Genomic DNA, 22,921 nt, shown 5'->3' with positions numbered 1-22,921 from the left:
TGTCGCGCGCTGTTCCGTGGCAGCGCAGTGGGTTTCGCCGGACCACCATCCCAGCGGAGCCCGCATCGTGCGTTGCTCTCCTTCCATTGCCCATCGACGCCGACTGTGCTCCGGACCACCCGCTGCTCCTCACAGGGTGGTAGCGGCGGCTTGTGATAGCGCGGGCCTGGCTAGCATCAATCGTCGTACAGATCGAGGGAACCCCGAGGACGCGCGTTGACTACAGACCATCTTGACCGCTGGAACGCTCACGAGGCTTCGGCGGAGGCGATGATTCCGATCATTGGACGGTTGTATCGCGAGAAGGGGGTGACCATCCTCCTGCACAGCCGGTCGCTGGTGAACAAATCGGTGATCAGCATCCTGCGCACGCACCGCTTCGCGCGGCAGATCGAGGGCGAGGAGCTGTCGATCGAGGAGACCCTTCCGTTCCTCGAAGCGCTCAGCCAGTTGGATCTGGGGCCGTCCAAGATCGACCTCGGCCGACTGGTCATGGCGTATCGCACCGACGAGCGCGGACTGTCGATCCCCGAATTCACGGCCGCGGTGCTGGCCGACATCACCGACGGCAACAAGGCCGAGCCGCAGGGCCCTCGGGACGTGGTCCTCTACGGCTTCGGCCGGATCGGTCGCCTTGTCGCTCGGCTGCTCATCGAGAAGGTCGGCTCCGGCAACGGGCTGAACCTGCGGGCCGTTGTGGTGCGCAAGGGCGGTGAGGGCGATCTGGCCAAGCGCGCTTCCCTGCTGCGCCGGGATTCGGTGCACGGCAGTTTCAACGGAACGATCAAGGTCGACGCCGAGAACGACACGATCATCGCGAACGGCAACGTCATCAAGTTCATCTACAGCGATGACCCGACGACGATCGACTACACCGAGTACGGAATCGACGAAGCGATCCTGATCGACAACACCGGCAAGTGGCGCGACCGTAAGGGTCTGTCGCAGCACCTGCGTCCCGGCATCGCGAAGGTCGTCCTGACCGCGCCAGGCAAGGGCGACGTTCCGAACATCGTGCACGGCGTCAACCACCGCGGGCTGGACTTGTCGGAGCAGATCGTCTCGTGCGCTTCCTGCACGACCAACGCGATCGTTCCGCCGCTCAAGGCGATGGACGACGAGTACGGCATCGTCCGCGGTCACGTGGAGACGGTGCACTCGTTCACCAACGACCAGAACCTGCTGGACAACTTCCACAAGGCCGACCGCCGCGGTCGCTCCGCGCCGTTCAACCTGGTGCTCACCGAGACCGGCGCCGCCTCCGCGGTCGCCAAGGCGATGCCGGACTTCAAGGCCAAGATCACCGGCAATTCGATCCGCGTCCCCACGCCGGACGTCTCGGTCGCGATCCTCAACCTGCAGCTCCAGCGGGAGACCACCAGCACCGAGGTGCTCGAGTACCTGCGCCAGGTGTCGCTGTCCGGACCGCTGAGCCGCAACCTCGACTACACCGCGGCCACCGACGTGGTCTCGAGCGATTTCATCGGCTCCCGCGCCGCGTCGATCGTCGACGCCAACGCCACCATCGTCGATGGTGACACCGTGATCCTGTACCTCTGGTACGACAACGAATTCGGCTACTCGTGCCAGGTCGTGCGGACCGTGCAGTACATCTCGGGCATCGAATACCCGACGTACCCCCAGCTGAGCGAGGCGGACAGCGCAGGCGAGGTGCCCGCGCTTGCCGACGCCCGGTAGACCCGGGGACAACCGAATACCGAGAGACCGTGCCGGTGAATCTGGCACGGTCTCCGTGTTTTTTCCCCGGATACATCCTGGTCACCCTGGAAATTGGCATCGTTCGGCAATCTTGAACTTGAAATTTAGGCAACCCGAAACTTATCATTCGGCTTGTGAAGGTCTGGCTCCATCCGTTGTTCCGCACGACTGCTCGCGTGTTCGCCGCTCTGCTCGGCACCATCGCGATGACCGCGACGCTCGCCGCCTGTGGCGAGTCCGCGAATCGGAACGAAAAGCCGGTGGTGCTCACCACATTCACCGTGCTCGCCGACATCGCGCGCCAGGTCGCGGGTGAGCATCTGACCGTCGAATCGATTACCAAGCCGGGCGCGGAGATTCACGGCTACGAGCCGACCCCCGGCGACGTCCGCCGCGCCTCGACCGCCGATCTCATCATCGACAACGGCATGAACCTCGAGGCGTGGTTCGCACAGTTCGTCGAGGACGTCGACGTGAAGCACGTGGTCGTCACCGAGGGCGTGACGCCGATGTCGATCACCGAGGACGCGTATCAGGGCAAGCCGAACCCGCACGCGTGGATGTCTCCGCTGAACGTGAAGATCTACGTGGACAACATGATTCGCGCCTTCAGCGAACTAGCTCCCGACCATGCCGCCGACTTCCGCGCCGCCGGCGCCGCGTACCAGGCCGAGTTGCAGAAGATCCACGACGAACTGGTGAGCACCCTCGCCACGCTGCCGCCCAACGAGCGCGCACTGGTGACCTGCGAGGGCGCGTTCTCCTATCTGGCTCGCGACGCCGGGCTCACCGAGAAGTACATCTGGGCGGTCAATGCCGAACAGCAGGCGACACCGCAGCAGATCACCTCGGCGATCGATTTCGTCCGCGCGAACCGGGTGCCTGCCGTGTTCTGCGAATCGACGGTGTCCGACGCGCCCATGCAGCGCGTGGTCGAGGCGAGCGGCGCGCGGTTCGGCGGTGTGCTCTACGTCGACTCGCTGTCCGAGGCCGACGGCCCGGTGCCCACGTACCTCGATCTGATCCGGCACGACGTCAAGACCATCACCGCGGCGCTGACGGGAGCTCGGCCATGACACCCAGCATCGAAATCCGTGACGTCACAGTGCATTACGGCGATGTGCTCGCGCTCGACGGCGTCGATCTGACCTTGCGTTCCGGGCGGGTGTGCGGACTCGTCGGCATGAACGGCTCCGGCAAGTCGACGCTGTTCAAGACGATCATGGGTCTGGTGCGACCCGATCGCGGCACGGTACGCATCGGCGGGACCGACCCCGCGGACGCGCGTCGCGCCGGATCGCTCGGCTATGTGCCGCAGAGCGAGGCGGTCGACTGGAGTTTCCCGCTGTCGGTGCGCGATGTCGTGATGACCGGACGCTACGGCCACATGGGTTTCACCCGCCGCCCCCGGCGCGCGGACCGGGAAGCCGTGGCACACGCCCTGGAACGAGTGGAACTGACCGATCTCGCCGACCGTCAGATCGGGCAACTGTCCGGCGGCCAGCGCAAGCGCGCCTTCGTGGCGCGCGGAATCGCCCAGGGCGCAACGATTCTGCTGCTCGACGAACCGTTCGCCGGGGTGGACAAGCGCTCCGAGGCCACCATCACCACGCTGCTTCGCGAACTCGCCGCCGACGGCGCAACCATCCTGATCTCCACCCACGACCTGCACGCGCTGCCCGACCTCGCCGACGAATCGGTATTGCTGATGCGAAAGGTGCTGGCGCACGGTCAGACTCGCGAGGTGCTGCGCCCCGAGAAGCTGGCGCTCGCCTTCGGACTCGATGTGCTGGAACGCGATTCGCTCCCGAAGGCGGGCTGACATGTCGCTCGTGGAGTTCTTCGTCGATCCGCTGCGCTACGAGTTCATGGTCCGGGCGCTGGCCACCACTCTGGTCACCGCCGTCGTGTGCGCGACGCTGTCGTGCTGGCTGGTGCTGATCGGGTGGTCCCTGATGGGTGACGCGGTGTCGCACGCGGTGCTGCCCGGTGTCGTCCTGGCGTACATCGTCGGCGCGCCGTTCGCGGTGGGCGCGGTCGTCTTCGGCTTCCTCGCCGTCGCGCTCATCGGCGTCGTGCGAAATACCAGCCGGGTGAAGGAAGACGCGGCGATCGGCATCGTCTTCACCACCCTGTTCGCCTTCGGGCTCGTCCTGGTCTCGATAACGCCGAGCCAAACCGACCTCAACCACATCATCTTCGGCAACCTGCTCGGCGTGAGCCGCGAGGAACTCGTCCAGATCGTCATCCTCGGCGTCATCGTGCTCGCCGCACTCGTCCTGAAGCGACGCGACTTCACCCTCTACGCCTTCGACAGCACCCACGCCCACGCCATCGGCCTGCGCCCACGCCTGCTCGGCGCCGCGCTGCTGGCGCTGCTCGCGCTGACCGCAGTCCTCGCGCTCCAAGCGGTCGGCGTCATCCTGGTGGTCGCGATGCTGATCATTCCGGGAGCGACCGCGTATCTGCTCACCGATCGCTTCGGTCGCATGCTGGTGATCGCCCCGACCGTGTCGGCGCTGTGTTCGGTGATCGGGCTGTACGTCAGCTACCACCTGGACACCGCGCCCGGCGGCATGGTTGTCGTCGTGCAGGGCGTCGCGTTCACGCTGGCGTACCTGTTCGCGCCGCGGCAAGGGATCATCGGTCGCCGGATCGCCGCTGCTCGTCGGCGCTCCACCGCCGCGGCCTGAAGCAACACCCGCCGTCCGAGCCCGCGCCGCGCCGAGAACCCCTTCGTCGCGCGACAACCGAGTCTCGGCCGCTCCACAACTAAACTGAGCAGGTGGACGCACCCACCGCGCAGCGGGAGTTCTCCGCGTACGGGCTGTCGCATTGGATCGTGCTCGCCGTGTTCGCGGTGGGCGCGGTGCTGGTCGTCGTGCTGGGTCGAACGCAAACCCCTTCCGCCGCACGCCGTTTCAGCCACATGTTCGGCGCGGTGACATTGGGGATGTATCTGGCGATCTACCTCTCCACGCTGTTCCCGCCCACCCTCGGCCGCTCGGTTCCGCTACGCCTGACCGATCTCGCCACGATCGTCGCCGGCTACGCGCTCCTGACCCACCAACGCTGGGCGTACGCACTGACCTACTACTGGTGCCTCACCCTCAGCACCCAGGCGCTCATCTCACCGGCCCTGGAAAGCCCCGAGTTCCCGCACTACGAATTCCTCGCCTTCTGGGCGATCCACCTGGCCGTTGTCTGGGCCGCGATCTACCTGACCTGGGGCATCGGAATGCACCCGACCTGGCGCAGCTACTGGTTCGCCGTGGCGGTCACCGTCGTGTGGGTCGCGGTCACCTTCGTCTTCAACACCCTCGCCGACACCAACTACGGCTTCGTCAACCGCAAGCCGTCGACCCCGTCCCTACTCGACGTGCTCGGCCCTTGGCCGTGGTACTGGGGAACAGTGGCCATCATCCTGCTCATCGTGTGGGCTTTGATGACGTGGCCGTGGGTCCGAATTGCTTCGAGACCGCAGGTGCCGGACCCGAACCGGCAGGTAACTTCGCAACGAACCGAAGACAACTGATTCGCAAGGCCTTACAGCTGCAGAGAAGAAGCCTCCGCGCGCACCACGCCGCAGCTCCCACACACTCCGTGTACGCGCCACATAGCCACCGCCTGTGTGAGGCGTGTGAAACCTATGTGCCACCACCCATACCAATGCGCGCTGTGGGGACGGAAGCTAGCCCACGTCGCGGCGCAACCAGGTGACCTCGGCGCCAACCCCGCCGTCGCCGGAGCGGAAGACTTCCAGATCCTCGTCCCAGGCCGTCCCCAGTGCGCGATCGATTTCGGAGGCCAGGTCGTAGGCGGAGTACTTGCTTAGTTCTCGCGCCGCTTGGAGCATCGAACGCAGACGCATTTCGCCAAGTGTCACATCACCATTGGCACTGGTCGACCCGTGCCAGAGTCCAAGGCCGGGCACGAAGCTGTACCGCTCACCGTCGACGCCATCGCTCGGGTCCTCGGTGACCTCGAATCGGAGCACCGGCCAAGACCGCAACGATTGGGCGATTCGGGCGGCGGTGCCGACGGGGCCGATCCAGTCGCTGGTCGCGCGCAGTTGTCCGTCGGCCGGTTGGGTGGTCCAGCGCAGTTTGGCCGGGGAACCGAGGGCCGAGGTGAGCGCCCACTCGACGTGTGGGCACAGCGCGGCGGGCGACGAGTGGATCCACACCACACCCGCCGTCGCGTCCGCGAACTGACTCGATGCGCGCACCACCGATACCTCCAGCTTTCGACGAGGGACGTCTTCCCCAACGACTCGTCCAGCTGGCGTTGCCTGAGTGTACTGGAGTGCCCGAAGTTACGTATGTTACTTCGCGACCGTGTTGCTTGCGAGTCTCGCTTCGGCGATCACCGCGTCACTCAGTACCGGCCACACCTCCCGTGCCCAGTCGCCGAAATTCTCGTCCGCCAACGCGACACACGCCACTCCAATCTCCGGATCGACCCACAGGAAGGTGCCGGACTGGCCGAAATGCCCATAGGTACGCGGGGAGTTCGCTCCGCCGGTCCAGTGCGGGGATTTCGCGTCGCGGATTTCGAATCCGAGTCCCCAGTCGTTGGGGCGCTTCGAGCCGTATCCGGGCAGGATGCCGTTCACGCCGGGGTATTGCACGGTGGTGGCCTCGGCGTGGGTCTCGGCCGAGATCAACCGCGGGTTCAGCAGTTCGGCGGCGAACAGCAGCAGGTCCGCCACCGAGGACTTGCACGCGTGTCCGGCGGGTCCGGTGAGCACCGAGGATTTCATGCCGAGCGGTTCGAACACCGCGTCCCGCAGGTATTCGTCGAACGCGATTCCGGTCTGGTCCGCGACGAATTCGGCGAGCACCTCGAACCCGGAACTCGAATAGATACGGCGCGCACCCGGCTCGGCGAGCACGTCGGTGGTGTCGAAGGCGAGTCCGGAGGTGTGCGCGAGCAGATGCCGGACGGTTGCTCCGGGTGGGCCCGCGGGTTGGTCGAGCTCGATCGCGCCCTCCTCCACCGCGACGAGCACCGCGTAGGCGACCAGCGGCTTGGTCACCGAGGCGAGCGGGAAGACGCGCTCGGCGTCGCCCTGCGATACCGCGCCCGCGCCGGTGACCACACCGGCCGCCGCGTGTCGAACCGGCCAGTCCTGAATCTGCTCGAGTGCGCGCACGAAAACGAGCCTACGAGACCGCGGCGGCGCGGTAGTACCGCCACCGGAAATCGATCCGATGAATGGGAGCCCTAGGGGAGATATCGGTACCGCCGGTACCATCGAGCCACTATGAACGAACCCACGATCCACGGCGAGGTGGCACCCGGCTTCGGTCCGGTCGCCGACGCGTTCCGCCGCAATTTCTCCCGGCACGGCGAAATCGGCGCGGCCGTAGCGGTTTTCGCGGGCGATCGCCCCGTCGTCGATCTGTGGGCCGGATACCGGGACCGGCGCCGCACCCAGCCGTGGGAGCAGGACACCATCGCGCCGGTCTTCTCCTCGACCAAGGGCATGGCGGCGTTCGTGGTCGCGGCCGCCGTGTCGAAGGGTCTCCTCGACTACGAGAAGCCGGTCGCCGACTACTGGCCGGAGTTCGCCGCGAACGGCAAGGGCGCGATCACGGTGCGCCAGCTCATCGATCATCAGGCGGGCTTGCATGGACTCGACACCGTGGTGAAACTCGCCCAGATCGCCGATCTGGACGGGCTCGCGAAGATCCTCGCGGCGCAGAAGCCCGCGTGGCGGCCCGGCACCCGGCACGGCTATCACGCGATCACGCTCGGTCTCTACCAGGGCGAACTGGTGCGCCGCGTCGATCCGCATGGCCGCACCCTCGGCCGCGTCTTCGCCGAGGATATCGCCGGGCCGCTCGGCCTGGACTTCTTCATCGGCCTGCCCGCCGACGAGCCGATCGAGCGCGTCGCCGTGCTCTCGGCCACCAAGGGCCTGGACATCCTGCGCTACGAGCGCGACCTGCCGCTGCGCATCGGCGCCGAGATCTTCTTGGAGCGCGGGCATGCCCATGCGGCGCTGACCAATCCGCGGTGCGGCGCACCCGCCCGAGCGGCCCGCCGCGAATTCCTCGAGGTCGAGCTGCCGGCGTCCAACGGCGTGGGCAACGCCCGCTCGCTGGCCAAGGTCTACGGCGCGGCCGCGGCGAACACCGGCGCGCTGCCCATCGCAGACGACCTGCTTGAGCTGCTCGCCGCCGCCGACACCGCCGACGACGTGCCCGCCGAGGATCTGGTGCTGCACACGAAGAGCCGCTACCACCTCGGCTTCCGCAAGTCCCGCGGTTCGTTCCGATTCGGCTCCGACAAACGCGCCTACGGCACCACAGGTCTCGGCGGCTCCTTCGGATTCGCCGATCCGAGCACGGGTCTCGGCTTCGGCTACACCATGAATCGCCTCGGCATGGCCGTCCTCGACGACGTGCGCAGCCGCAATCTGCGCGAGGCTTTGTTGCGCTGCAAGATCTGATCGTCCGCACTCGGCACGCAAGACCGAGCACCGACGACACCAACGTCGACTCGGTATGCGGCACCGCGAGAATCCGCGAGGTCATCCACCGGCGACAGCGGAACGTCGGCCTGTCGATCTCGCGGGGCGACACGGCTTTCCGCGGATCCCATAGAGAAGGACGGTGAAGTCCCCTCTCGGCGAACCGATCCCGGACCTGGTCCCCCAGCACACGGTCCGGCTCGCCGAGCAGGTCGGCCGACGAACTACCAGTCGTTCTCGGTGTAGCGGATGATGCCGCGGATGTTCTTGCCGTCCAACATGTCCTGGTAGCCCTGGTTGATCTCCTCCAGCTTGTAGCTGCGGGTCACCATGTCGTCCAGGTTGAGCTGGCCGGACTTGTACAGCGCGAGCAGGCGCGGCGCGTCCTGGCGGGCGTTGCCGCCGCCGAAGATGCAGCCCTTCACCGTCTTCTGCAGCATGGACAGCAGGAAGCTGTTCATCTTCACCTCGCCCGCGTCCATGCGGCCCATGGAGGTGACCACCAGGGTGCCCGCCTTCGCGGTGAGGATCAGGCCCTCTTCGATGTAGTCGCCGTGCATTTCGCCCATGGTGAGAATGACCTTCTCGGCCATCCGTCCCTCGGTGGCGTCCATCAGCGGCATGATCGCCTCGGCCATGCTGGCGTAGGTGTGGGTGGCGCCGAACTTCTGCGCCTGCTCCCGCTTCCACGGGTTGGGGTCGATGGCGACGACCTTGGACGCGCCGGAGAGCACCGCGCCCTGCAGCGCGCTCATGCCGACGCCGCCGATGCCCGCGATCACCACGGTCTCGCCGGGCATCACGTTGGCCACGTGGGTCGAGGAGCCGAAACCGGTCGGCACGCCGCAGCCGACCAGGCAGGCCACCTCGAACGGGATGGTCGGGTCGATCTTCACCACCGAGGTGTGGTGCACGGTCATGTACGGCGCGAAGGTGCCGAGCAGGCACATCGGGATGACGTTCTGGCCGCGCGCCTGGATGCGGTAGGTGCCGTCGCTGATCGCCTGGCCGAGCAGCAGACCCGCGCCCAGGTCGCAGAGGGCCATGTTGCCCGAGACGCAGGCCGGACAGCGACCGCAGGCCGGGATGAAGGACAGGATGACGTGGTCGCCGACCTGAAGATCGCTCGGTACGTTCGGGCCCAGCTTGGTGATCACGCCCGCGCCTTCGTGGCCGCCCATCACGGGGAAGGCGGGCATCGGTGTCGCACCGGTGACGATGTGGTGATCCGAGTGGCACATACCGGCGGTTTCCATCCGGATCTGCACCTCGCCGGCGACCGGGTCACCGATCTCGATCTCTTCCACCGACCACGGCTCGTCGATCCCCCACAGGATCGCGCCCTTCGTCTTCATTCCTGTCGACCTCTCGCGTGCACAGTGCTTCAATGTGACTGCACCCACAGTACGAGAAAAGTGGAACGCGTTCTAGTACCGATCGGGAAATTCATCGGTGCGGCTCGGCGCGATGCCCGAACACGTTCTAGAATTGGAACTCGTTTTCAGCCGCGCACGTCGTGCACGTGATGGACGAGGTCGTGCACGAAGTACTTCGCCAACGAGTCGACGGTGAAGATCGACCCGTCGCCGCGACGCACCCGCAAACCACGATCCGCCGCGGGCACCACTTCGAACGCCCGCGCCGCCGCCTCGGCCGCCAGCGCCAGTTCACCCGAGACCGCGACGGGCTCCTGCGCGTCGTAGCGGTCGGCGATCGCCGTCGCGTCCTGATCCCAATTCGAGAAGACCGGCAAGCCGTCCGGCGTCTCCTCCGGAGTGAGCCCACGCGCGTCGAAGGCGGGCACCCGCGGATCGACGGCGGCGGTGCGGGCGGTGACGGCGGCGCGATAGGCGAAGATCCGGCACACGTCGCGCACGTGGGCCGCGTACTCCAGCGGCGACCAGGTCGACTCGTCCGGGCGCCGCCGAGCATCGGGACGTTCCAGCGCCGCGCGCAACCGGTCGGCGCTCTCGCGCGCCAACGTCGGCACCTGCTCGTAGCCGGTGGCGGCGGCGTCGAAACCGCATTCGGGACAGGCGCGCTCCAGCACCCAGGTCCAGTTCTTCACGTCGGGAACGATCGGCATGCGTCGAAACTAGAGCTGGCCGTATATGGTTTTCCACCCATATACGGCCAGGTTTCGTCGAGATCCGGTCCGTCACTCCATAAGTCGCTGCGCCCGCTCGAACAACTCCAGGGTGATGGCGTGCAGGAAGTCGCCGACCTGCTTGGGCGCCTTGCCCGCGAAGGCGCGCGCGTGCGTGCCCTCCAGCACGATGCCCAGCTTGAAACAGGCGAGCACGGTGTACCAGGTGACGTGGCTCAGGTCGCGATCGGAGAACCGGCCGTAGTGCTCGACCATCTCCTCCGGCGTCGGCAGCCCGCCGACAGCGCCCAGCTTGCCGACCAGCGCCGCTCCGGTGGTGCCGGGCTCCGGCCGGGTCGCGATCTGCCAGCCCAGGTCGAGCAGCGGATCGCCGATGGTCGACATCTCCCAGTCCACCATCGCGGCCACCTCGGGGCCCTCGTAGGAGAACATCATGTTGGCCAGGTGACAGTCCCCGTGCAGGATGCCCGGCGTCCACTCGGCGGGCCGGTTGCGATCCAGCCACTCCCCGACCTGCCGCACGCCGGGAATCTCCGGTCCGGGGTAACCCTCGTTGGCAGAATAGGATTCGAGTTCGCCGAGCCAGCGCGGCACTTGGCGCTCCAGGAATCCCTCGGGCTTGCCGTAGTCGGTCAGGCCGAGCGCTTTGTAGTCGAGCGCGCCGAGCCGGGCGATGGCCTCCACCGCGGACAAGCCCATCTGCCGCCGAATCTCGGGGTCTTTCGCGTGCAACTCGGGCAGTTCGTTCTGCGGGTTGAAGCCTACGATCGGCTCCATCAGATAGAAGACCGCGCCGATGACCGACTCGTCGGCGCAGGCGGCGATGACCTCGGGCGCGCGCACGCCCGCACCGCTGAGCGCGCCGAGCAGCCGCGCCTCCCGGCGAATGACGTCGTTGCTCTTGGCGCGCAGATGCTTCGGTCCGCGCCGCAGCACGTAGTCCCGGCCGCCGCGACGGAACCGCAACATGATGTTCTGTGTGCCGCCGCCGAGCGAAGTCACCTCCTCGAACGCGCCGCCGGGCAGGCCCTGTTCTTCCATCCATTTCCCGACGATCGCGAAATCGACGACGTCGCGATCCACTTCGACCGGTTGCGCAACAGACATGCCCCACATTCTGCACCACCCGTCCACACCAACTGAAGGCACATGACCACAGTTCGTGCCGCGCCGCCAGGCGTAGGGTTTTGCACACCATGCACACGCTGTTGATCGACAACTACGACTCGTTCACCTACAACCTGTATCAGCTGATCAGCGAGGTGAACGGCGTCGAGCCGACGGTCGTGCGCAACGACGAGGTGGACGACCCGGACCGGCTCGGCCTGCACCGTTTCGACAACGTCGTCGTCTCCCCCGGCCCCGGCCGCCCGGATGTCGCCCGTGACGTGGGCATTTCCGCCGCCGTCATCGCCACCGTCGAACTACCGTTGCTCGGCGTGTGCCTCGGTCACCAGGGCATCGTCGTGGCGGCGGGCGGTCTCGTCGCGCCCGCACCCATCGCGCGGCACGGCTATCTGGACGAGGTCGGCCACGACAACCGCGACCTGTTCGCCGGTCTTCCGCAGGGCTTCACCGCCGTCCGCTACCACTCGCTGTGCGCCATCCGGCCGCTGCCCGCCGAGCTGGAGATCACCGCGAGCACACCCGACGGCGTGATCATGGGCGTGCGGCACCGCGTCAGACCGCAGTGGGGTGTGCAGTTCCATCCCGAGTCCATCGCGAGCGAGTACGGCGCGGCGCTGCTGCGCAATTTCGCCGAACTCACCGCGGCCCACCACGACCGGGCCGAACACGCCGGAAGACGACGACCCGGAGGCATGCAGGCCACCCGCGGCGGAACGGCGACCGTCGAACGTGCCGAAACCCGTGCGGCTCGCCATCGCCCGACCGCCGAAGCGCCGCCGACCGTGCGCAACGCGCTGCCGCTCGCGCGCTCCAGACCGCCCCGCGGCAGCGCAGTGCTCGACGCCGCCGCGAGAACCAGACCGGCCGCGGATTTCGATCCGTCGCGGGACTCGACCCGCGCGTCCGGCTTCAGCACCGAGAGAACGGCGATCGACCTCGGCCCCGGCGCGATCAAGACCGGACGGATGCCGCCGGAGCCCGGCCTGTCCACCGAAAGCCCTTATCGCCCAGGGCAACCCGAGCGACCCTGGCAGCTGCGCCACGAGATCCTCGACCGGGCCATCGACACCGAGGCCGCGTTCCTTCGCCTCTACCGGGATTCCCCGACCGCGTTCTGGCTGGACAGCGAGCACGTCGAACCCGGGCTCGACCGGTTCTCCTTCCTCGGCGACGCGAGCGGTCCGCTGGCCGAGGTGGTCCGGTATCGGGTCGGAGACGGCGCGGTGGTCGTGGAGACCGCAGACGGTGGCCGACGCACCGTAGCCGGCGACGTGCTCGACTATCTGGCCGCCGAATTGCGCTGGCGCACCGCCGAAATCCCCGAGCTGCCGTTCGACTTCGCGTGCGGGTACGTCGGCTATCTCGGTTACGAGGTGAAGGCCGACTGCGGCGCGAACGCGGCGCACCGCGCGCCGACACCCGACGCGCAGTGGATCTTCGCCGATCGGCTCGTCGTGGTCGACCACGTCGCCGGACGCACCCATCTGCTCGCACTCACCGATCCCGGCTCCGACACCGCGCGCGCGGCCGCGGACTGGCTGCGCGACACCGCGGAGGCGCTGGCCACCCTGCCCACCTGGTCGAATCCGCCCACGCTGGAAGTGGATTCGGATATCGCGGCGGTGGAGGGACTGCTCACCCGAGGCCGCGACCGCTATCTCGCCGACATCGACGTCTGCCTGGACCGGCTGCACGCGGGCGAGTCCTACGAGATCTGCCTGACCGACAGCCTCACCGTCGCCGCCGACACCGAAGGCCTCGACTTCTACCGCACGCTGCGCCGCTGCAATCCCGCACCGTACGCGGCGTTCCTGCGCTTCGACGACCTCGAGATCGCCTGTTCCTCACCGGAACGCTTCCTCAAGATCGACCGCGCGCGCACCGTGGAGAGCAAGCCGATCAAGGGCACCGCGCCGCGCGGCGCGAACCCCGCCGAGGACGAGCGCCTGCGCCGCGAACTCGCCGACAGCCCAAAGACCAGGGCCGAGAACCTGATGATAGTCGACCTGTTGCGCAACGATCTCGGCCGCGTCTGCCAGATCGGCAGCGTGCACGTGCCCAAGCTGATGGCCACCGAGACGTATACGACGCTGCACCAACTGGTTTCGACGGTGCGCGGCACGCTGCGTCCGGATGTCGACGTGATCGACTGCCTGCGCGCCTGCTTCCCCGGCGGCTCCATGACCGGCGCGCCGAAGCTGCGCACCATGGAGATCATCGACGAGCTGGAGACCGAGGCGCGCGGCGTCTACTCCGGCACCATCGGCTTCCTCGGGCTCGGCGGCACGGCGGATTTGAACATCGTCATCCGCACCGCCGTGCGGCACGGCGGCGAGTGGCGCATCGGCGCGGGCGGGGCGATCGTGCTGGACTCCGACCCGGAGGAGGAGTACCGGGAGGTATTGCTGAAGGCGGCGGCCACCTATCGCGCCGCCGCCCGCTGAGGCCGGTCAGCGACGCCGCTTCGGCGGCGGGGGCGGCGGTTCCTCCTCACCGGGCCGCCTGCCGCCGAATCCGGTCACCTTGCCGAGCATGGCGATGCCCGGCAACCTGGCCAGCCTGCCGAGGACATCCTCGCCGAGGGCGATCATCGCCTCCAAGCGCGGCAGCAGCCGGTCGTAGGCGGCGAACGCCGGGTCGGCCAGCGCGAGCGTCCGGTCCAACCTGTCGATGGTCGCGTTGAGCCGATCGATGGCCATCGTCAGGTTCTCGAGCAGATCGGGCAGCTGCGCGGCCAGCTGGGCCGAGGCCGGTGGCAGCCGGACGGCGGCGTCGAAAGCGTGTCCCGCGGTCAACTGCGCCGACTCCAGCGCCTGACCCGCGGCCGATTGGGCCGCCTCGACCGCCGTCTGCGCGGCGGCAAGGATCTCCGCGGCGCCGGGGACGCGCGGTCCCGTTGTCTTCGGGGTCTGCTTCTTGCGGCCCGACCCCTTCGGGGTACTCATAGGACTACTGTGCCCGACCGACCCCCGGAACTCCGGTAAATGCCGGACCGCCCGGTCTGTGTCGCCTCGGCGCGCCCGCGCGCGGACCTCGCGAATTCGGCGTGTCGGAGGGTCGTGGCAATATTCGAGCACGATGAAACTGAGCAAGGGCGCGCACGCGCCGGTACCGACATCCCTTCTAGCCGTGGTCGTTTCATGGCGGTCGGAGCATGTCGTCGACGCGCACGCGCTGTTGCTGGACGGGTCGGGCGCGGTGCGCACGGACCGGGATCTGGTGTTCTACAACGCGCCGCGGCACGTGTCGCAGGCGGTGACCCTGGATCAGGAGCCAGCGCCGGGGACCGCGCGGCTGTCCGTCTCGCTGCCGCGCACCGAGAGCGACGTGGACCGGATCGTGGTCAGCGGCTCGCTCGAGCACGGAACCTTCGGCGACATAGCGGGTTTGACGGTGACCGTCTTCGCCGCCGACGGCCCGATCGCCCGCTTCGACATCGAGGACGCCGACGCGGTGACCGCCATGATGTTCGGCGAGTTCTACCGCCGCGACGGTCGCTGGCGGTTCCGCGCCATCGGTCAGGGGTGGGACAGCGGGCTGGCGGGGCTGGTCACCGAGTTCGGCGTCGCGGTCGACGAGTCGCCCGGGCGTCCGGCGCGGCCTTCCGACCCGTTCGCCCGACCGCACGGTGGTGGCGTGCGCGAGGTGGGAACGGGGCGGTCCCGAGTGCGTGAGGTGGAAGCAGCGCGATCCGGCGCGCCCGAGGCAGGCGTAACCCGGCCCGCCGAGCGCACGGCGGAAGCGGCGCCGTCCGGCACACAAGGTGCTGTCGCGTCGCACGGCACGCGGACCGCGCAGACCGCACCGGACCGGCACCTCCCCGCAGGCGCCCCCTACCCCGCGCGGCAGGCTCCGCACAGCGCCGAGAACGCCGGTGGCGGAACGACTTCCGCGCGGCAAGGGTCCGCCGGTCGCGAATCGGCCGGAGCCGCTGTACCGGCGGACCCGGTGACCTCTTCCACCGCGGGCGGACCGACGCGCACCCCGCCGCACGTCGACCTGACCCGGCGATCGCGGCAACCGGCCCCGCCACCACCGCCACCGAATCCCGAACGCGCCGACTGGCATTCGGACCCCGAGGACCCGTCCCGCATGCGCTGGTGGGACGGCTCGGAATGGACATCGGCGACCTTCCGCATCACGCCGCCAGGTCCACGCGCCTGCCCGCGCTGCGGAAATGCCCTGCGGCGCAAGCTGTTCGGCGGGACCGCGCCGTGCCAGTACTGCGAGGCCGAGATCGAGGAATTCCTCACCCACTGGCACACCAGGGCCTGGCGGGTGCTGATCGGCTCGGGGCCGCAGGGTGAGCCGTGGGAGGCGCTGTGGGCGTCGCTGCGCTACCAGCGCATCGACGAGAACATCGGCCGAACGGCGCTGCGCGAGGTCGGGCTCAGTTACGTCGAGCGGCTGGTCACCTTCGCGTTCGCGGACGGCGCGATCCAGCAGTCGGAGTACGACATCTTCGAACGCGCCATCGCCGAGCTGGCGCTGACCGGGCCGCTCATCGAGGACCTGCGCAGGCGGATGCACCGCGGTCGCACGCTGTGCCGGTTGCGCGAGGGCGATCTGCCGGTGGTCCGGACACCCGGTTTGCACCTGGATTCGGAAGAGAAGGTGCACCTCGACCTGGTCGCCACGCACGTGCGGCAGCTGGCCCGCGGGCCGAAGCTCACCGAGGGCAGGCTGATCGCCAGCAACAAGAAGCTGCGTTTCGTCGGCACCGGCGCGGGCGTGGAGATGCCGTGGTCGCGAGTCGTCTCGGTGCACGTCGAGGCGGGGGTCGTGGTGATCGCGGCGACCTCGGCCCGCGGCGGCGCGACCTTCGAAGTCGTCGACGCCGACTACGTCGCCGCCGTATTGGAGGGCGCACTACGGGTCGCGAAACGCCTGGTGCTCACCCCTGGCCAGCGCGACACACGCAGCATCTCCCAGGAAGTGAAAGCCGAAGTGTGGCAACGCGACGGCGGCAAATGTGTCGAATGCGGCAGCGCCCACTACCTCGAGTTCGACCACATCATCCCGCTCAGCCGCGGCGGCGCCACCAGCGCGAGCAACCTGCAGATCCTCTGCCGCGCTTGCAATCGCGCGAAGGGGGCGCGGATCTGAGGCTGGCGACCACCGTGCCGCTCCTGTCAAAGGCACGATCGCCGAAGCCCGGCGGCAACGGATGTCCACGTCCTCGCGCGCCGGACCAGCAGACGTCTTCCGCTACCCATTCGCTCGTGCCCGCGCGGTCCGCCAGCGCACGTACTCGCCGAACAACCGCACCAGCGGTCCTTCCGCTGGCATCGGCCGCACCCAGGTGTTGTGGAACGCGGCGACGCGCCAGCCGTCCGCGGTGCGCACGAGCACCCAGGTGTTGCGGGAGCGGCGGCCCTTGGGCACCTCGCGCTGCCAGGCGAACGCCACCGAGCCGGTCAGGTGGACGACGGCGACGTCGTCGGTGAGGAAGCGGATCGACTCGATCGAGCCCTCCATCCGCGTCCCGTACAGCACGCTGTCGAACAGCCCGGCGTGCAGGGCGCGGTTGGCCTCCCGTCCGCGCAGCAGCGTCCCGTCGAACGCGACGTAGTCGCTGTCCTCGGTGAATTCGGCCGCGTAGGCCGTCGCGTCGTTGGCGTCCCACGCCCGCGTTGCGCGCGCCACGACCTCGCGGATCAGTGCCTCGTCCTTCGCCCGATCTGTCATCTCGGCTCCTCGTCTCGATTCGGTCGCATCGATCGTGCGGCAAGAACCGCGCGCGGGAGAATCGGGAAAAACCCTGAGAAAACACGGATTTCGGGTCCGCTCTCGGCGAAACCGGGCACATTCCGCGGCGCGCGGGCCTCTAATGGGTAGCAGTCGCACCCAGTCGGGAGGTCACCCATGACGAGCATGTACGAACACGTGGGAGGCGAGGAGGCGCTGCGCCGGGTGGAGACCGCCTTCTATGACAAGGTGCTTGCCGACCCGGTGCTGAAGTCGCTGTTCCCCGAGCGTCGCCCGCACCACGTCGATCACCTGACCTGGTTCACCGCGGAGTCGTTCGGCGGCCCGGATCGCTTCAGCCGCGAACTCGGGTTCGACTATCTCATCGCGGTGCATCGGCACCTGAAGATCACCGACGAGCAGCGCGAGCGCTTCGCCGAGCTGTACATGGCGGCGTTCGAGGAGGCGGGCCTGCTGGAGTCGGCGGCGTTCCGCGACGCGGTGCGCTCGCACGTGGAGTTCGGCGCGGAAGTGGCGCAGCAGAACTCGCACGCGAGCACCGACGAGGAACTGCATCCGATCCGTGCGGTGCCGCGCTGGACTTGGGAGGGTTGAGCGCCCAACAAACCGCGGCCCGAAAAGTTCGGACCGGTCGGTCTCGGGTCAGCCTCCGACGACGGCGTTCATGATGGTGCCCGCGCTGGTCGCGACGACACCGCCGATCATCGCGCCCGCCACCATCTTCGGCGACTGCAGCGCCCCGCCGGACCATTTCTCCCAGGCGAAGCGGCCGCCCGCGTAGATGATGCTCATGATGCCGGACAGCAGCGCGAACCAGGTCGCGTACCGAACGAACTGCATGAGTTTGTCCGACAACGGCGGCGCCTCGGGAGTCGGGTTACCGATCTGCGCCAGGGTGGAATACGTGTCCCCGAAAGACATCAAGATCATGCTCACTGTTGGTTACCTCGGGATTCACCGGTTTCACGGCGGCCGGGCGTCGACCACCACGTCCCACCCATGATCCGGACGGACCCGGCCGCTCGCAAGGCGCTGTGCCACAACGATGTCTGCGCCACAGCGACAGCCTGGCTACGCCGAGCCGGTCACGGCCAAGCGCAAAGGATTTGTCAATCCGGCGAGCCGGGCCTTGTCCGGGCGACGGCGGGGACCTTAGATCTGACCATGACCACCACTCCGGACGCGCTGCCTCTGCGCATCTCGTCCGGCGCTGTCTCGGTCGAGTTGCCGTCGTCGCTGGAACTTTTCGGTTTCGGAAGTGAGGACGAGCCGCCGAGTCCGGCTTGACACCTCCTTCTTTCCGTCCCGTCCGGCACTGCCACGGGGCGCCTCTGCGCGTACGGAAGCTGCCATACGCGTTTCAAAGATCGTCCGCGCGTTGATCGGGGATCACTCGTCGCGGATTCGCCTGCCGTCGCTCGACGGCGGCCCTACGCTCACTCGATAGGAGAGCTATGTTCGAACCCCTGTCCGCGGCTCGGATCACGATGGTGACCGGCGTCGACACCCCTCTCGGTTTCGCGACCGCGCGACGGCTCGCCGCCGATGGCGCCGCCGTCATCCTGCACGCAACCGACAAAGAACGCGCCGAAGAGGTGCTCGAAGCGTTGGTGCAGACCGGCATTCCGGTTGCCCGGCTGCACATCGTGCACGCCGACTTCTCGAAACTCACCGAGGTGGACGAACTCGCGGCAACGTTGGCCGCGACGGTGCCGTGCCTGCACGCGCTGATCAACGCATCCTCGATTCCGGGCGGAGAACGCCGCTCGCGAACCGCGGATGGCTACGAGACGACCCTGCAAATCAACTACCTCGCGCCGCAGCGTTTGATCGCGGCGCTGGCGCCCGCGGTCGCGGCGGCGCGGGGCCGGGTGGTGACCGTGTCGTCTCCGCTGCACGTGGGCGGCACCGTGGACTACTCCGATCTGGATCGCAATCGCGGCATCTACACACCGATGGCGGTGTACGCGCAATTCAAACTGGCGCTGACGATGTTCACGCGGACACTCGCCGAGACCGGTCCCGAGGGCCTGACCGCGGTGAGCGTGCACCCGGCCGACTTCGAAATCGACATGCCCCAGCTGCGCAGCCACGTGGACGCGCCGATGGACGACGCCGCCGATCTGCTGGCGATGTACAGCGCCTCCGGCGCCCCGGTCGTCAACGGCGGCTACTACGAGGGCACCCGACCCGCGCGACCGGCTGCGCTGGTGCGCAATTCACGTGCCCGAGCCCGGCTGGCCGCATGGACCAACCAGCAGTACACCACCGCTTGACCCCAAGAGAAACCGAGAGGTAGCCGAATCCCATGTCGAAACGCTCCAGCAAGAAACGCGCCGGCCGGAAGAAGAAGGCCAACCACGGCCACAAACCGAACCAGCGCTGAAATCGCCCACCCCGGACTGAAACCGAGGCGGGAAAACCCGAAGCCCCGTGGCGCGCCCACTACGCGCCACGGGGCTTCGCGCATGTCTGCCGAACCTCGTAGCGGCCTGCGCACCGCCACGCTGTTGTCGCGCCAGGACACATGGGACGCGCTGTACGAGGATGCGTTCGACGACGGATCACCCGACCGCAGCGACCCGCCAAGAAAGCGGAAATAACCCCTAACCAGCCGTCGAGAAATCGCTAATAGCAACGCCGTCATGACAGTTACCGCGTTGAATTGCACCTCTGGGCCGCAATTCGTTCAGGGGGCATAGGACCGTCATGACTTCCGTCGCTCGAGAGATCTGCCTATCGTCCATCCACGTGCACTGGTCGGCGGCGGACTCCGCCTTCGTCGCATTGTCGGATCAGTATCCGGACCTGGTCTGCCACAACCCATGGTCTTCACTGGCAGCGATCGACGGCCTGCTCGACATGATCGAAGAGCATTGCCGCGGCCACCGATCGGCCGATCGCCCTGCAGCATGACGACGACCGCGCCGGAGACAACGAAGGCAGCGCCGAGCTGACACCGCGCCACGGTGACGACCGTGGCCGTGCCACGGTGCCGCACTGAGGCGAGAGTCTGACCGCGCCAGGAAGACAACACGCCGCGCCGGGGTGGTGGAGGTACCGCGCCACGGGCGCGAGGTGTCTGCGTCGGGCCGAAGAACCGGATACCATCTTTTCAGTGATTCTCCTTGTCCCGAACCCGGAATGAGCAGCACAACGATGATCCTGGCCGTCGCATACGACACCCTGGCGCAGATCGGCAATCCGACGCCCGAGGCGCCGCCGGTGTCCGATAAGATCTTGCAGCTCGTCCGCTACCTGACCTGGTTCGTTCTGCTGTCGGGTGTCTGCGGCATCATCTACGCGGGCGGCCGGTTCGCCTGGGAGAAGTGGACCGGCGGCGGACTCGAGTCGCCGAAGATGGTGGCGGGCGCGATGATCGGCGGCGTGGTCGCCACCAGCGCGGGCACCATCATGAACGCGGTGATCGGCTGATCGCCCTCGACCACTGAACGCCGCGGTTCAGCCCGTCACGCCCGCGGCACGCGCGGCGCGCAACCACTGCGGGAATTCGCCGAGCAACCTGGCGTACAGCTGCGCGTCGTCGACGCTGTCGATGTCGTCGAGCGCGAAGAAGCCGGCGTTGTCGACGAGCCTGCCGTCCATCTCGTCGATGCTGCGCAGCAGACCGTAGTTGGCCTGGCCGAGCCCGACGAACTGCCAGAACGCGGGCAGCCGTGAGGCTTCCCGCATCAGCGCGGTGATCTCCGGCTTCTTGGCGAAGCCGCCGTCGGTGAAGAACAGCACCAGCGTCGGCCGATCGCCGGGGCGCAGCGTATCGATGACGGCGCGCATGATCGGCAACTCGTCGTTGCGCCCGCCGAGTGCGCCGTAGTCGATGCCCGCGTGCGTGCCGCTGAGGTGCAGGTGCGTCTCCGACCACTGATCGCCGTCGGCCACTTCGATATCCGGCAGCTTGGCGTACGACAGCGCGTACAGATAGGCCTCGAGCGTCCCGTCGTCGTCGAGCTGGGTGGCGATCGGGATCATCCGCTCCACCACCCGGTGCACGACCTTCTTCCGGTACTGCTTCTGCATGCTGCCGGTCTTGTCGATGACGAGCACCACTCGCGCGCGGACGCCGACGGCCCGCTGGTCGACGAGGACCTTGGCGACCTCGCGCTTGCGCATATCGAGCACGCTGCGCTTCTCGAAGGAGAGCTTGGCCTCCCCTGGGACGGTGCGGACCTCGGGTGTGGCCGACGGCTTCACCTCGCCCAGAGCGGATCCGGGGCGCACCACGGCCGGTTGCATCGATGCCGAGGCCGAGACGGTCGACGCAGCGGAGGGCGGCGATACGGCCCCGGCCACGTGCGCGTGGGGCATCGGTTCACTATCGGCGCTCGGCGACGGCTCGTCGACGACCACTCCGTGATCGGTGACCAGCGCGGCGAACCCGCCCGCGTACCCCTGCCCGACCGCGCGCACCTTCCACTGCGGCCCGCGCCGGTAGAGCTCGAGCGCGATCACCACCGATTCGCTGCCCAGCCCCTCGATCGCGTACTCGTACAGCACATTTCCGAACTCGTCCGCGACGGTCGCGACCGGCGGAGCGAATCGTCCGAAGGTGGCGGCGGGGTCGTCCAGGGTGAGCACCGCGCGCACCTGCGCGATCTCGTCGGGCAGGTCGGCGGGCGAGATCGCCAGTGCGGCGGGCGGACCCGGCGTCAGCTCGACACCGGGCGCGACGGGCTGGTTGAAGAACACGAAGTCCGCGTCGGAACGCACCGTGCCTGCTTCGGTGACCAGCAGTGCCGAGACGTCGACCACCGCCTCGGTGCGCACGGACACCACGACCAGCCCCGCCTCCACCGGCCCGTTCTGCCCCTTGACCAAGAATGTGCCCACCGAAAACTCCTGTCGCCGCGACCGGCTCAGCGTACGGCAGCCCCGGCCGACCGGCTGCGGTTCCACACCCGGCGGATCGCATCGGCCGCAACGCCTTCCGGGCATGCGAGTCGCTTCGGCCGTGTACACCCCCGTCGGCATCCGCGAGCTACGAACCGTCTCGCGCCGCCGCCTCACTCCGCGGCCGCGACCGGTCACCATCGCGCAGACGCAACTCCAGCCCGTCGAGCACGCACACCAGCCCGAAATCGAACGCAAGCGCGCGAGCGACTTCCGGGTCGGTCGGTGTGACTTCGCGGTAGTCGGCGAACATCTCGGGATAGTCCGCGGTGACTTTGCTCATCGCCTGCAAGATGCCCTCGGTGTCGTAGTCCTCGCCGACGGCCTTGGCGTACGCGATTTCCGGAAGAACCTGGCCGAGCACGAAGGACATCACCGTGCCGCTGGCGAGGTAGATGTCCACACCGTGAAAACCCGCCTCCGTGAACGCCCGCCGCAGCCGATCGGTCATGCGCATCGCGTTCGGCCCGATGCTCGGGATGTGGCCGATGAGCCCGGCGACCCACGGGTGCGCGCGCATGGTGCCGCGCAGGCTGTAGGCGAAGGCGGTGAGCACCTCGCGCCAGGACGCCTGTTCGGATTCCGGGGCTCGCAGCATCCCCCAGAACTCGTCTAGGACGAGCTCGAGCAGTTCGTCCTTGTTGGCGACGTACCAGTACAGGCTGGTCGCGCCCGCGTTCAGCTTCGCGCCGATCTTGCGCATGCTCAGCGCGTCGAGCCCCTCGGAATCGAGGATCTCGCGTGCCGCCGCGACGATCTGCGCGCGATCCAACCCCGACGCCCTCGGCTGCCGGAGTTCGCGGGTCCATACCGAAGTGAACTGCTTGGCCACGACCATGATCCTATATTCACTCGCACACTGTTCGAGAAAC

General features: G+C 67.9%; 24 protein-coding genes. 14 read left to right on the top strand and 10 right to left on the bottom strand.

The genetic code is table 11. From position 1 onward, the window contains the following. The first annotated feature begins 216 nt into the window (after nucleotides 1-216). From CRP45_RS17140 to CRP45_RS17120, 5 genes are all read left to right on the top strand, one after another. Nucleotides 217-1,698 (top strand): glyceraldehyde-3-phosphate dehydrogenase, encoded by a 1,482-nt coding sequence (locus CRP45_RS17140; protein WP_097245903.1) that lies wholly within the window; start codon nucleotides 217-219, stop codon nucleotides 1,696-1,698. Nucleotides 1,699-1,925: 227 nt separating this feature from the next. Further along, the gene (locus tag CRP45_RS17135) at nucleotides 1,926-2,795 is read left to right on the top strand and encodes a metal ABC transporter substrate-binding protein (protein WP_097246118.1); all 870 of its coding nucleotides are present in this window, start codon (nucleotides 1,926-1,928) and stop codon (nucleotides 2,793-2,795) included. Then, nucleotides 2,792-3,541, top strand: coding sequence for a metal ABC transporter ATP-binding protein (locus CRP45_RS17130; RefSeq protein WP_097245902.1), 750 nt, complete (start codon nucleotides 2,792-2,794; stop codon nucleotides 3,539-3,541). The genes CRP45_RS17135 and CRP45_RS17130 overlap by 4 nt, the downstream gene beginning before the upstream one ends. A gap of 1 nt (nucleotide 3,542) precedes the next feature. Further along, nucleotides 3,543-4,412: a metal ABC transporter permease gene (locus CRP45_RS17125; protein ID WP_097245901.1), complete on the top strand. Its 870-nt coding sequence runs from the start codon at nucleotides 3,543-3,545 to the stop codon at nucleotides 4,410-4,412. Nucleotides 4,413-4,504: 92 nt separating this feature from the next. Beyond that, nucleotides 4,505-5,254, top strand: a complete 750-nt coding sequence (locus tag CRP45_RS17120; protein ID WP_097245900.1) for a YwaF family protein — start codon at nucleotides 4,505-4,507, stop codon at nucleotides 5,252-5,254. 156 nt (nucleotides 5,255-5,410) lie between these two features. Here the strand turns inward: CRP45_RS17120 and CRP45_RS17115 are convergent, their stop codons facing one another. Together CRP45_RS17115 and CRP45_RS17110 are read right to left on the bottom strand one after the other, a co-directional pair. Beyond that, nucleotides 5,411-5,947 carry a DUF3145 domain-containing protein gene (locus CRP45_RS17115; protein ID WP_067786224.1) on the bottom strand — a complete coding sequence of 179 codons (537 nt, stop codon included), beginning with the start codon at nucleotides 5,945-5,947 and terminating at the stop codon, nucleotides 5,411-5,413. A gap of 96 nt (nucleotides 5,948-6,043) precedes the next feature. Beyond that, on the bottom strand, nucleotides 6,044-6,874 hold the full coding sequence (locus CRP45_RS17110; RefSeq protein ID WP_097245899.1) for a serine hydrolase domain-containing protein: 831 nt from the start codon (nucleotides 6,872-6,874) through the stop codon (nucleotides 6,044-6,046). Nucleotides 6,875-6,985: 111 nt separating this feature from the next. Between CRP45_RS17110 and CRP45_RS17105 the strand changes: the two genes are divergently transcribed. Continuing rightward, nucleotides 6,986-8,176, top strand: a complete 1,191-nt coding sequence (locus tag CRP45_RS17105) for a serine hydrolase domain-containing protein (protein ID WP_097245898.1) — start codon at nucleotides 6,986-6,988, stop codon at nucleotides 8,174-8,176. A 245-nt stretch (nucleotides 8,177-8,421) separates the two neighbouring features. Here the strand turns inward: CRP45_RS17105 and CRP45_RS17100 are convergent, their stop codons facing one another. The 3 genes from CRP45_RS17100 to CRP45_RS17090 form a co-directional block, all read right to left on the bottom strand. Further along, nucleotides 8,422-9,552 (bottom strand): NDMA-dependent alcohol dehydrogenase, encoded by a 1,131-nt coding sequence (locus tag CRP45_RS17100; protein ID WP_067786063.1) that lies wholly within the window; start codon nucleotides 9,550-9,552, stop codon nucleotides 8,422-8,424. A gap of 146 nt (nucleotides 9,553-9,698) precedes the next feature. Further along, nucleotides 9,699-10,283, bottom strand: coding sequence for a DinB family protein (locus CRP45_RS17095; protein WP_097245897.1), 585 nt, complete (start codon nucleotides 10,281-10,283; stop codon nucleotides 9,699-9,701). Between the two features lie 72 nt (nucleotides 10,284-10,355). Further along, nucleotides 10,356-11,420, bottom strand: coding sequence for a phosphotransferase family protein (locus CRP45_RS17090; protein WP_084482992.1), 1,065 nt, complete (start codon nucleotides 11,418-11,420; stop codon nucleotides 10,356-10,358). 80 nt (nucleotides 11,421-11,500) lie between these two features. Between CRP45_RS17090 and pabB the strand changes: the two genes are divergently transcribed. Continuing rightward, nucleotides 11,501-13,876 carry an aminodeoxychorismate synthase component I gene (gene pabB / locus CRP45_RS17085; RefSeq protein WP_097245896.1) on the top strand — a complete coding sequence of 792 codons (2,376 nt, stop codon included), beginning with the start codon at nucleotides 11,501-11,503 and terminating at the stop codon, nucleotides 13,874-13,876. 6 nt (nucleotides 13,877-13,882) lie between these two features. On the opposite strand, the gene CRP45_RS17080 is transcribed toward pabB, so the two are convergent. Further along, entirely contained in the window at nucleotides 13,883-14,377 is a 495-nt protein-coding gene (locus CRP45_RS17080; RefSeq protein ID WP_067786066.1) for a hypothetical protein, read from the bottom strand. A gap of 133 nt (nucleotides 14,378-14,510) precedes the next feature. On the opposite strand from CRP45_RS17080, the gene CRP45_RS17075 reads away from it, so the two are divergent. Next, nucleotides 14,511-16,538, top strand: coding sequence for a TerD family protein (locus CRP45_RS17075; protein ID WP_097245895.1), 2,028 nt, complete (start codon nucleotides 14,511-14,513; stop codon nucleotides 16,536-16,538). Nucleotides 16,539-16,640: 102 nt separating this feature from the next. Here CRP45_RS17075 and CRP45_RS17070 read toward each other — a convergent pair whose 3' ends face one another. Continuing rightward, a complete protein-coding gene (locus CRP45_RS17070) occupies nucleotides 16,641-17,120 on the bottom strand; it encodes an SgcJ/EcaC family oxidoreductase (RefSeq protein ID WP_097245894.1) in 480 nt (159 codons plus the stop codon). Nucleotides 17,121-17,297: 177 nt separating this feature from the next. Between CRP45_RS17070 and CRP45_RS17065 the strand changes: the two genes are divergently transcribed. Further along, complete coding sequence (locus CRP45_RS17065; RefSeq protein ID WP_097245893.1) at nucleotides 17,298-17,735, top strand: globin domain-containing protein; 438 nt, start codon at nucleotides 17,298-17,300, stop codon at nucleotides 17,733-17,735. A 48-nt stretch (nucleotides 17,736-17,783) separates the two neighbouring features. Here CRP45_RS17065 and CRP45_RS17060 read toward each other — a convergent pair whose 3' ends face one another. Further along, nucleotides 17,784-18,062 carry a hypothetical protein gene (locus CRP45_RS17060; protein WP_425436940.1) on the bottom strand — a complete coding sequence of 93 codons (279 nt, stop codon included), beginning with the start codon at nucleotides 18,060-18,062 and terminating at the stop codon, nucleotides 17,784-17,786. Nucleotides 18,063-18,305: 243 nt separating this feature from the next. On the opposite strand from CRP45_RS17060, the gene CRP45_RS34960 reads away from it, so the two are divergent. The 5 genes from CRP45_RS34960 to CRP45_RS17050 all read left to right on the top strand — a co-directional run bounded on the left by CRP45_RS34960 (nucleotide 18,306) and on the right by CRP45_RS17050 (nucleotide 20,576). After that, nucleotides 18,306-18,428, top strand: coding sequence for a hypothetical protein (locus tag CRP45_RS34960; RefSeq protein ID WP_281256201.1), 123 nt, complete (start codon nucleotides 18,306-18,308; stop codon nucleotides 18,426-18,428). A gap of 167 nt (nucleotides 18,429-18,595) precedes the next feature. Continuing rightward, nucleotides 18,596-19,417: an SDR family NAD(P)-dependent oxidoreductase gene (locus CRP45_RS17055; RefSeq protein WP_097245891.1), complete on the top strand. Its 822-nt coding sequence runs from the start codon at nucleotides 18,596-18,598 to the stop codon at nucleotides 19,415-19,417. Between the two features lie 32 nt (nucleotides 19,418-19,449). After that, the gene (locus tag CRP45_RS35305; protein WP_372508099.1) at nucleotides 19,450-19,527 is read left to right on the top strand and encodes a 50S ribosomal protein bL37; all 78 of its coding nucleotides are present in this window, start codon (nucleotides 19,450-19,452) and stop codon (nucleotides 19,525-19,527) included. Nucleotides 19,528-19,850: 323 nt separating this feature from the next. After that, nucleotides 19,851-20,057 (top strand): hypothetical protein, encoded by a 207-nt coding sequence (locus CRP45_RS33410; RefSeq protein WP_143861474.1) that lies wholly within the window; start codon nucleotides 19,851-19,853, stop codon nucleotides 20,055-20,057. A 243-nt stretch (nucleotides 20,058-20,300) separates the two neighbouring features. After that, nucleotides 20,301-20,576, top strand: coding sequence for a hypothetical protein (locus CRP45_RS17050; RefSeq protein ID WP_067786073.1), 276 nt, complete (start codon nucleotides 20,301-20,303; stop codon nucleotides 20,574-20,576). Nucleotides 20,577-20,603: 27 nt separating this feature from the next. Here the strand turns inward: CRP45_RS17050 and CRP45_RS17045 are convergent, their stop codons facing one another. Continuing rightward, a complete protein-coding gene (locus tag CRP45_RS17045; protein ID WP_245910179.1) occupies nucleotides 20,604-21,989 on the bottom strand; it encodes a vWA domain-containing protein in 1,386 nt (461 codons plus the stop codon). A gap of 148 nt (nucleotides 21,990-22,137) precedes the next feature. After that, entirely contained in the window at nucleotides 22,138-22,881 is a 744-nt protein-coding gene (locus tag CRP45_RS17040) for a TetR/AcrR family transcriptional regulator (RefSeq protein WP_097246116.1), read from the bottom strand. Between the last annotated feature and the right edge of the window lie 40 nt (nucleotides 22,882-22,921).

The sequence above is a fragment of the Nocardia amikacinitolerans genome (genome assembly GCF_900215415.1).
Lineage (GTDB): Bacteria > Actinomycetota > Actinomycetes > Mycobacteriales > Mycobacteriaceae > Nocardia > Nocardia amikacinitolerans.
Note: the sequence above shows the minus strand (reverse complement) of the source record. Positions and strands in the feature narration are given on the sequence as shown.